The organism is Streptomyces olivochromogenes (assembly GCF_021538895.1).
GTDB lineage: Bacteria > Actinomycetota > Actinomycetes > Streptomycetales > Streptomycetaceae > Streptomyces > Streptomyces olivochromogenes_A.
The window spans coordinates 1-9,596 of record NZ_JADDRL010000196.1; the positions used below are offsets into that span (position 1 = coordinate 1).

Annotated in this window: 11 protein-coding genes; 2 read left to right on the forward strand and 9 right to left on the reverse strand. The window is 70.1% G+C overall.

The window, feature by feature from the left end; genetic code table 11:
- On the forward strand, positions 1-340 hold a 340-nt coding region (locus tag IPZ69_RS44930), incomplete at its 5' end, for a type II toxin-antitoxin system PemK/MazF family toxin (protein WP_235460694.1).
- Between the two features lie 6 nt (positions 341-346).
- Here the strand turns inward: IPZ69_RS44930 and IPZ69_RS44935 are convergent.
- From IPZ69_RS44935 to clpS, 9 genes are all read right to left on the reverse strand, one after another.
- Positions 347-904, reverse strand: a complete 558-nt coding sequence (locus IPZ69_RS44935; RefSeq protein WP_235460695.1) for a hypothetical protein — start codon at positions 902-904, stop codon at positions 347-349.
- 126 nt (positions 905-1,030) lie between these two features.
- Complete coding sequence (locus tag IPZ69_RS44940) at positions 1,031-3,088, reverse strand: putative Ig domain-containing protein (RefSeq protein ID WP_235460696.1); 2,058 nt, start codon at positions 3,086-3,088, stop codon at positions 1,031-1,033.
- Between the two features lie 219 nt (positions 3,089-3,307).
- Positions 3,308-4,258, reverse strand: a complete 951-nt coding sequence (locus tag IPZ69_RS44945) for a PLP-dependent cysteine synthase family protein (RefSeq protein ID WP_224737454.1) — start codon at positions 4,256-4,258, stop codon at positions 3,308-3,310.
- A 16-nt stretch (positions 4,259-4,274) separates the two neighbouring features.
- The gene (locus tag IPZ69_RS44950) at positions 4,275-4,553 is read right to left on the reverse strand and encodes a MoaD/ThiS family protein (RefSeq protein WP_235460697.1); all 279 of its coding nucleotides are present in this window, start codon (positions 4,551-4,553) and stop codon (positions 4,275-4,277) included.
- A 123-nt stretch (positions 4,554-4,676) separates the two neighbouring features.
- Positions 4,677-4,772 (reverse strand): putative leader peptide, encoded by a 96-nt coding sequence (locus IPZ69_RS48030; RefSeq protein ID WP_309550412.1) that lies wholly within the window; start codon positions 4,770-4,772, stop codon positions 4,677-4,679.
- 79 nt (positions 4,773-4,851) lie between these two features.
- Entirely contained in the window at positions 4,852-5,274 is a 423-nt protein-coding gene (locus IPZ69_RS44955) for a Mov34/MPN/PAD-1 family protein (RefSeq protein WP_235460698.1), read from the reverse strand.
- Positions 5,275-5,407: 133 nt separating this feature from the next.
- Positions 5,408-6,832: an amino acid permease gene (locus tag IPZ69_RS44960; RefSeq protein ID WP_235460699.1), complete on the reverse strand. Its 1,425-nt coding sequence runs from the start codon at positions 6,830-6,832 to the stop codon at positions 5,408-5,410.
- Positions 6,833-7,238: 406 nt separating this feature from the next.
- Positions 7,239-7,844, reverse strand: coding sequence for a DUF2017 domain-containing protein (locus IPZ69_RS44965; protein ID WP_235460700.1), 606 nt, complete (start codon positions 7,842-7,844; stop codon positions 7,239-7,241).
- A gap of 12 nt (positions 7,845-7,856) precedes the next feature.
- Positions 7,857-8,174 (reverse strand): ATP-dependent Clp protease adapter ClpS, encoded by a 318-nt coding sequence (gene clpS / locus IPZ69_RS44970; protein WP_235460702.1) that lies wholly within the window; start codon positions 8,172-8,174, stop codon positions 7,857-7,859.
- Between the two features lie 57 nt (positions 8,175-8,231).
- Here clpS and IPZ69_RS44975 point away from each other — a divergent pair, with 57 nt between their 5' ends.
- Entirely contained in the window at positions 8,232-9,578 is a 1,347-nt protein-coding gene (locus IPZ69_RS44975; protein WP_235460701.1) for a nicotinate phosphoribosyltransferase, read from the forward strand.
- Positions 9,579-9,596: the final 18 nt, after the last annotated feature.

Below are 9,596 nucleotides of genomic sequence, written 5' to 3' on the forward strand. Positions count from 1 at the left end.
ACGGCGGGAGGGTCCTCGGGAGCGGGCGGCACGGCCGCACCCCGGGGACATCTGGTGGGCGAACGTGCCGTACGAACAGGAGCCGGGCGGCAAGGACCGGCCCTGTCTGGTGCTGGCCGTGCGCGGCAACCGGGCGACGGTCGCGAAGATCACCAGCAAGTACCACGACGAACGGGCCGGGGTGATCCCGCTGCCGCCGGGCTCGGTCGGCGACGCCCACGGCCGTCCGAGTTTCCTGGAGACCGATGAACTGCGGCAGGTCCCGGTCCGGGACTTCCGCCGCCGGGTGGGCGTGGTCGATCCGGTCCTGTGGGACCAGGTTCGACACCTCGCGGGCTGAACGGGTTCAACGTACCCGCACCGTGACCGTCCATTCCTCGATCCCCTGGCAGGACATCTGACCGGGGCTGCTGGGCTGGGCGCACAGCGGCCGGGACGAGGAGAGCTTCGCGGTGCCGCGGGCCACCGCGTCGTAGGCCGCGACGGCGTCGCCCGGGAGGATGACGATGCCCGCGTTGGCGGCCTTCAGCGCGTCGCCGGTGACCGTGACCGGCTTCCACGGGCGGTCCTGGGTGCCGTCCAGGGTGAGCCGGACCTGTCCGCCCGTCGTCAGGCAGAGGGTGCGGCCGTTGTCGGCGGCGGTGAGCTCGGTGTGGCTCACGCAGTCGGCGGCGTCGGTGCGGGTCGGCGCGGGTGACGTGCCGGAGGACGTACCGGGGGACGTGCCGGAAGAAGGGGACGTGGGGGCGGTCGTCCCGGTCGCACCGGTCGTCGCGGAGGACGTGCTCGGTGACACCGTGCCGCTGCCCCCGCCCGTCCCCCCGCTCTGCGAGCCGCAGCCCGCGACCGCGAGCGCGGCCGCTGCCGCGAGGACGAGCGTCGCTACGAGCCTCGTACGGAACATGGGGGTGACCGCCTTTCCGCGTGGACCGGAACCTGGTGCAGATGTGACGTTCCACCTGTGCATCCGGCTCCCGGAAGGACCCCGGCCGAGTCCGACGGCCGGGGTCCCCCACTCAGCGGAACGCGATCAGCCGGTCGTCACGGCGGTGTCGTCCACCACGAAGCTGGTCTGCAGCGAGGAGTCCTCCACGCCGCTGAACTTCAGGGTGACCGTCGAGCCCGCGTACGAGGACAGGTCGAAGGACTTCTGCGCGTAGCCGGTGGCGGCGTTGAGGTTCGAGTACGTCGCCAGGGTCTTCGAACCGGCGGTCACCGTCAGCTTGTCGTACTGGGTGCTGCCGGTGGTCTCGTCGGTGTCGACGTGCAGGTAGAAGGTGAAGGTTGCCTTGCACCCGGCCGGGACGGTCACCGACTGGGACAGCGTGTCGGTGTGCGAGGAGCCGTAGCCGTCCAGCCAGGCCTTGTAGGAGCCGGCGTGCGCGGCCTCACCGCTGTCGCTGGTGATGACACCGCTCGACGCGGTCCAGGTCGTGTTGCCCGACTCGAAGCCCGGGTTGCCGAGCAGCTGCGCGGAGGTGCAGGTGCCGCCGGAGGAGCCGACGGTCCAGCCGAAGGACGTCGAGCCGGTGGCGCCGGTGGAGTCGGTCGCGGTGACGGTGACCTGGTAGGTCCCCGCGGTGGACGCCGTACCGGAGATCAGGCCCGTGGAGCTGTTGATGGACAGGCCGGTCGGCAGTCCGGACGCGCTGTAGGTGAGAGCCGCGCCCGCGCTGTCGCTCGCCGATATCTGCAGGCTGACCGAGCCGCCGGTGGTCGTGGACTGGCTGCCGGGGTTGGTGACGGTCACCGTGTTGCCGCCGCTGGTGCCGGAGACGAAGGCGGCGGTGCCGTTCGGGGTGCCCCAGCCGGTCGGGCCGTCGTAGCCGGTGCCCGCGGTGCAGAAGTACGAGGTCGAGCAGCTGCCGTTGTTGCCGCTGGTCACGTCGTACAGGTTGGAGGTGTGGGAGTAGGGGTACTTCGCCGGGTAGTCGGCGGAGCCCGGGGTGCCCGCGAGGGCGTAGACGCCGGCGACGATCGGGGCGGAGGCGCTGGTGCCGCCGTAGACCGCCCAGCCGGAGCCGCCGTAGGTGTCGTAGACCGCCACGCCGGTGGCCGGGTCGGCGACCGCGGAGACGTCGGCCTCCATGCGCTTGGAGCAGCCGCTGTCAGTCTGCCAGCTGGGCTTCGGGTCGTAGGCGGAGCAGCCGGAGCCGGTGCCCTCGGTGGAGCTGGTCTTCCAGACCGACTCGCTCCAGCCGCGCGCGTTCGAGGCGGTGGTCAGCGCGGTGCCGCCGACGGCGGTCACGTACTGGGAGGTCGCCGGGTACTCGGCGCCGTAGGCGGAGTCACCGGAGGAGACGGTGATCGCGACGCCCGGGTGCTTGAAGTACTGGGTGTCCTCGCTGGTCTGGGAGGAGGACTCGGAGCCGCCCCAGCTGTTGGAGACGAACTTGGCGCCGAGCGCGACGGCCTCGTTCTCGGCGATGCCGAGGTCGGTGTCGTTCGCGGAGTTGGCCTCGACCAGGGTGATGTTGCAGTTGGGGCAGACCGCGCTGACCATGTCGATGTCCAGCGCCTCTTCACCGGCCCAGCCGGTGTCGTTCGTGGGCAGCGAGGTGGTCGAACCGGTCTGGCTGACCTGCTTGAAGCAGCCGTTGGCCTTGGTGCAGGCGGACAGGCCGTACGTCGAGCGGTAAGTGGCCAGGTCCGACTCGGCGTTGGGGTTGTTGTAGGCGTCGACGATGGCGACGGTCAGGCCCGAACCGCCGGTCGAGGGCAGGTTGTAGGCGCTGTGCAGGTTGGCCGGGCCGAGGCCGGAGGGCGCGGCGGCGAGGGCCGCGGCCAGCCTCTGCTTGATGTCGGTGCGGCGCTGGGCGTAGCAGGACGCGTGGCCCGGCTTCGCGGTGGCGCACAGGTGCGTGGTCGGCACCTTCTGACCGGCCTTGCCGGTGGAGTGGAAGGCCTGCCGCTCCGGGGCGGTCAGTGCCTTGGCGTTCTGGGTGGCCCGAGTCGTGTGGGTGGGGGTCTGCGCCCCGGCCGTGGGCGCCGCGACGAGTCCGGCGACGGTGAGGGCGAGGGCGGGCGCGGCGACGGCCAGGAGTCTTCGCAGACTCCGGCGACGCCCGCTCGGGCGTGAGTCACGCATGGGGTACTGCCTCCATCGGTGGGGTCGAACTGGATGGGCAGGCCCGTGACGCGCGTAGCGGCGGCGAACCGCGCAGCCATGAGCATGACACTCAAGGGAGTGCGCTGGGACCGTAGTCCCGGCCCGATGACCCGGGCAGTACCGGAGAGAGATCTTTGCCGCTCCATAGTCAGCGTTTAGCCCCCTCATGAGAGGGGGCTGGCGGCTGCTTGATGAGCTCTATGCCCAGAGCTGACCCTGGAGCGTCTCGATGGCCTCCTCCGTCGTGGCGGCCGTGTAGACGCCCGTGGAGAGGTACTTCCAGCCGCCGTCGGCCACGATGAAGACGATGTCGGCGCTCTCGCCGGCCTTAATCGCCTTCTTCCCGACGCCGATCGCGGCGTGCAGGGCGGCGCCCGTCGAGACGCCCGCGAAGATGCCCTCCTGCTGGAGGAGCTCCCGGGTGCGGGTGACCGCGTCGGCCGAGCCGACCGAGAAGCGGGTGGTGAGGACGGAGGCGTCGTACAGCTCCGGTACGAAGCCCTCGTCGAGGTTGCGCAGGCCGTAGACCAGGTCGTCGTAGCGCGGTTCGGCGGCGACGATCTTCACGTCCGGCTTGTGCTCGCGCAGATAGCGGCCGACGCCCATCAGGGTGCCGGTGGTGCCGAGGCCGGCCACGAAGTGGGTGATCGACGGCAGGTCCGCGAGGATCTCCGGGCCGGTCGTGGCGTAGTGCGCGCCGGCGTTGTCCGGGTTGCCGTACTGGTAGAGCATCACCCAGTCGGGGTGCTCGGCGGCCAGCTCCTTGGCGACGCGTACGGCGGTGTTGGAGCCGCCCGCGGCCGGGCTGGAGATGATCTCGGCGCCCCACATGCCGAGCAGGTCCCGGCGCTCCTGCGAGGTGTTCTCGGGCATCACGCAGACCATGCGGTAGCCCTTGAGCTTCGCCGCCATGGCCAGGGAGATGCCGGTGTTGCCGGAGGTCGGCTCCAGGATGGTGCAGCCCGGGGTGAGCCGGCCGTCCTTCTCCGCCTGCTCGATCATGTGCAGCGCGGGACGGTCCTTGACCGAGCCGGTCGGGTTGCGGTCCTCCAGCTTCGCCCAGATCCGGACGTCGGCGGACGGCGACAACCGCGGCAGGCGCACCAAGGGGGTGTTGCCCACCGCGGCCAGCGGGGAGTCGTAGCGCATCGGGGATCGCGGCCGATCAGGCCATGCCGCCGGCGACGGCCGGCAGGATCGTCACGTTGTCGCCGTCGGAGAGCTTGGTGTTGATGCCGTCGAGGAAGCGGACGTCCTCGTCGTTGAGGTAGACGTTGACGAAGCGGCGCAGCTGGTCGCCGTCCACGATGCGGGCCTGGACGCCCGCGTGCCGGGTTTCGAGGTCGGCGAACAGCTCGGCGAGGGTCTCACCGTTGCCCTCCACCGCCTTCTGACCGTCGGTGTACTGGCGGAGGATGGTGGGAATGCGGACCTCGATGGCCATGGTGGCGGGCTCCTGTCGGGAAAGGTTCAGGATGGGGCGCCCCCTGCTCCGACGGAGCTGAGAGCTTGGGGAGGGCGTGCGGCGCCGCGCCGCGGCTCACGGCCGTGCGGCGGCAGGGGAACGTCAACAGATGGCGCTGTTCAGCCTGCACAGGTCGACGTGCAGCCGCGCCACGAGCAGCGTGCCCGGCGCCTTCTCGCTCACGTCGTTCAGAACCATGGGCTCATCGTATCGATTCCCGGTCCGGGTCCCGGAATGTGATCTCGCATCGTGGATGGGAACTGACCGCATCGCGGGATCAGTAGGCCTCCACGACCTTGACCTCTTCCTCCGTGACCTCGCCCTCGACGATCCGGAAGGACCGGAACTGGAACTCGCCCGCCCCGTCGGCGTCCGCCGTCGACACCAGGACGTAGTGGGCACCGGGCTCATTGGCGTAGGAGATGTCGGTGCGGGAGGGGTAGGCCTCGGTCGCCGTGTGGGAGTGGTAGATGATCACCGGCTCCTCGTCGCGGTCGTCCATCTCGCGGTAGAGCTTGAGGAGGTCCTGCGAGTCGAACTCGTAGAACGTGGGCGAGCGGGCCGCGTTCAGCATCGGGATGAAGCGCTCGGGCCGGCCGGCGCCCACCGGGCCCGCGACCACGCCGCACGCCTCGTCGGGGTGGTCCTCACGCGCGTGGGCGACGATCTTGTCGTGCAGGGCCTGGGTGATGGTCAGCATGCCGGCCAGCATAAGCAGAGAGCCGTCCCGTACCGAAGACTGGTACGGGACGGCCCGTATGCCGGACGCCCTGAGCGGCGGCCGCAGGGGGTGCCACGAGTACTCCCTGCGGCCGGGCGTCCTCCCGGTGAGGTCAGCCGACCTTTTCGAGCTCCGGCTCGCGGCGCTCGGCGACCTGCGGATTGCGGGCCTTGAGGACCGCCCAGCCGACGCCGAGGGCGGCGGCCCAGCCGGCCATCACGTAGAGGCAGATGCGGGAGTCGGCGTCGTACGCGATCAGGCCGGTGACGAAGAGCAGGAACACGATGGCGATCCAGCTGCACACCGCGCCGCCCGGCGCCGGGAAGGAGGAGGCGGGCAGCTTGCCCGCGGCGACCGCGCGGCGGTAGAGCACGTGGCTGATCAGGATCATCAGCCAGGTCCAGATGCCGGCCGCGGTGGCGACGGAGGTGACGTAGCCGAAGGCCTTCTCCGGGACGATGTAGTTGAGGACCACACCGATGGCCATGAAGGCGACGGAGACGGTGATGCCGAACGCCGGGGTCTTGGAGGCGGACAGCTTCCGGAAGACGCGGGGGGCCTCGCCGTTGTCGGCCAGGGTGCGCAGCATGCGGCCCGTGGAGTACATGCCGGAGTTGCAGGAGGACAGGGCCGCGGTCAGCACCACGAAGTTGACGATGCCCGCGCCGGCCGGGATGCCGATCATCGCGAACGCCTTCACGAAGGGGCTGACGCCGTCCGCGAACTCGGTCCACTTCACCACGCACAGGATGACGGTGAGGGCACCGACGTAGAAGAGCGCGATGCGCCAGGGCAGGGTGTTGATCGCCTTGGGCAGGGTCTTCTCGGGGTTCTCGGACTCGCCCGCCGTGACACCGACCAGCTCGACCGCGAGGTAGGCGAACATGACGCCCTGCAGGGTCATCAGGGAGGAGCCGACGCCCTTGGGGAAGAAGCCGTCGAACTGCCACAGGTTGGCGACCTGCGCGGTGTCACCGGCGGCGCTGAAGCCGAAGGTGAGGACGCCGAGGCCGATCACGATCATGCCGATCAGCGCGGTGACCTTGACCATCGAGAACCAGAACTCGATCTCGCCGAAGAGCTTCACGGAGATCAGGTTGGCCACGAACAGGACCACCAGGAACACCAGTGCGGTCACCCACCGCGGGACCGACGGGAACCAGTAGTTCACGTAGATCGCGGCGGCCGTCAGCTCGGCCATGCCGGTGACCACCCACATCAGCCAGTACGTCCAGCCGGTGAAGTAGCCGAAGAACGGGCCGAGGAACTCGCGCGAGTACTCCGCGAACGAACCCGAGACGGGGCGGTAGAGCAGCAGCTCGCCGAGCGCCCGCATGATGAAGAAGACGATCACGCCCGCCAGGGCGTACATCAGGATGAGGCTGGGGCCGGCCTTGGCGATGTTCGCCCCGGCTCCCAGGAAGAGGCCGACGCCGATGGCGCCGCCGATCGCGATCATCTGCACCTGGCGGCTGCCGAGTCCGCGCTCGTACCCCTCTTCGGGGGTCTTCTCCGTGTCGACCTGAGCGGAGGTCATGTGTGCTGTGCGCCTTTCTCCATGCCGAACCGGGCCTTTCGTCGGCCTCGGATCGGGTTTCGATCCCCCCGGATTGATGGAGCGGGGCGGGCTTCGCGAGCCTGCCCGTGCCTGGCCGGCGGTCGCCGGCTCGGTGGCGCACCCGGCCGAACATGGGTGGTGTTCGCCGGGCGGTCGTGAAGATTTATCACGGCCGCAACAATGATCGGCGGGGCCGCCTGTGGCGCACGACACAGGAAGAACCGGACAAAAAACGCCCAGTGGGTGCATACCAGGCCGCAACGGTGACGGGATCGTTATCCGGATTTGAGCGTCCTCTGAGCGAACGCGAAACCGGGACGGATCACGACATCGGGGACGTCGTGATCCGTGCGAGAAATTCCGGGCCGGGATTACGGCATCGGGATTACGGCATGAGGGTCTCGACGAGACTCTCCTGGAGGCCGCCCAGCCACAGGTACGCCATCACCATCGGCTTGCGCGGGTCCTCGTCCGGCAGCCGGTAGAGCAGCTCGGTGTCGTCCTCGCCGACGATCTCCAACCGGGAGCCGATCGCCAGGCGCAGGTCGTTGAGCGCGCCCAGCCACTGCCGGGACTCCTCGGGGGAGAGCTTGAGGACCGCGCTCCCCTCGCCCACCGGGGACAGCGCGTCCAGCGAGCGGATCACCATGAGGGCGTTCTCCCGCTTGCCGGCCCGCAGGTCGTTCTCGGTGTAGCGGCGGAACTCGGCCGAGTGGGCCTGCTGCTCCTCGGCCTCCCCCGGCGAGTCCGGGACCCGTTCCGGGTCGCAGTAGGCGTCCGGGAAGAGGCGGCGCAGCACCGGGTCGGCGGGCGGCTCGCTCGGGCCCTCGGCGAACAGCTCGGCGAGCGGGTCCGCGGGGGCGTCCTCGGCGGGGCCGGGGCCGATGAGCTCCATGAGCTGCACGGCCAGCGACCGGATGATGGAGATCTCTACGTCGTCCAGGGCGACGGCCGCGCCGCCGCCGGGGAGCGGTTCGAAGGTTCCTGACATGGAGGCGATTCGCTACTTCCGGTCCTGCTGGAGGGTGGCCCACAGACCGTAGCCGTGCATGGCCTGCACGTCGCGTTCCATCTCCTCGCGACTACCGCTGGAGACGACCGCCCGGCCCTTGTGGTGGACATCGAGCATGAGCTTGTGGGCCTTGTCCTTGGTGTAGCCGAAGTACGTCTGGAAGACGTACGTCACATAGCTCATGAGGTTGACCGGGTCGTTGTGGACGATCGTGACCCAGGGGACGTCCGGCTCGGGGACGGCGAAGACCTCTTCCGCCGACTCGGTGCGTTCGATCTCTACGGGAGCGGGTGACGTCACATGGCCCATGCTGCCACGCACGCGATAAATCGTCACACTGACGAAATGGGCGTAGCATTCGTTGCCATGAACACAGCGGACCTTGGGCTGCCGGTCGATGTCCCCTCGACGGCGCTCTTCACGGACCAGTACGAGCTGACGATGCTGCGGGCCGCCCTGAAGGCGGGTACGGCCGAACGGCGCAGCGTGTTCGAGGTCTTCACCCGGCGGCTGCCGGAGGGGCGGCGATACGGCGTCGTGGCGGGCACCGGACGGGTGCTGGACGCGGTGGCGAACTTCCGGTTCGACGCCCGCGTCCTCGACTTCCTGCGGGAGCGGAAGATCGTCGACGAGGCGACCCTGCAGTGGCTGGCCGACTACCGCTTCGGCGGTGACATCTGGGGCTACCCGGAGGGCGAGGTGTACTTCCCGGGCTCGCCGATCCTGCGGGTCGAGGGCTCGTTCGGGGAGTGCGTGCTGCTGGAGACGGTGATCCTCTCCATCCTCAACCACGACTCGGCCATCGCGGCCGCCGCCTCGCGCATGTCCTCCGCCGCGGCCGGGCGCCCGCTGGTCGAGATGGGCGCCCGCCGCACCCACGAGCTGGCCGCCGTCGCCGCCTCGCGGGCCGCCTACATCGGCGGCTTCGCGAGCACCTCGGACCTGGCCGCCGGCTTCCGCTACGGCATCCCGACGGTGGGCACGTCCGCGCACGCCTTCACCCTGCTGCACGACCGCGAGCGGGACGCCTTCCAGGCCCAGATCGACTCGCTGGGCCGGGGCACCACGCTGCTCGTGGACACCTACGACGTCGCCGAGGCCGTCCGGACGGCCGTCGAGGTGGCCGGGCCCGAGCTGGGCGCGGTGCGCATCGACTCCGGCGACCTGCTGCTGGTCGCGCACCGCGTGCGGCAGCAGCTGAACGAGCTCGGCGCCGTCGACACGAAGATCATCGTGACCTCCGACCTCGACGAGTACGCCATCGCCTCGCTGGCCGCGGCGCCGGTGGACGCTTACGGCGTGGGTACTCAGCTGGTGACCGGCTCCGGGCACCCGACCTGCTCGATGGTGTACAAGCTGGTCGCGCGCGCCGAGTCCGCCGACCCTACGGCGCCGCTGGTCCCGGTGGCGAAGAGGTCCACCGGCGGCAAGACGTCCGTCGGCGGGCGCAAGTGGGCCGCGCGCCGGCTCGACGCGTACGGCGTGGCGGAGGCCGAGGTCATCGGCACCGGAGCGGTGCCTCCGGACCTGGCGGAGCACCAGCTCCTGGTCGAGCTGGTCAAGGGCGGCGAGATCGTCACCCGCGAGCCGCTGGATGTGGTGCGCGACCGGCACGCCGGCGCCCGGGCCGATCTGCCCCTGTCCGCGACCCAGCTGTCGCGGGGTGAACCGGTCCTCGCGACGGAGTACGTCCAGGGGCGCTCGGGTAGCTAGGTCCTGTATTCAAACTCG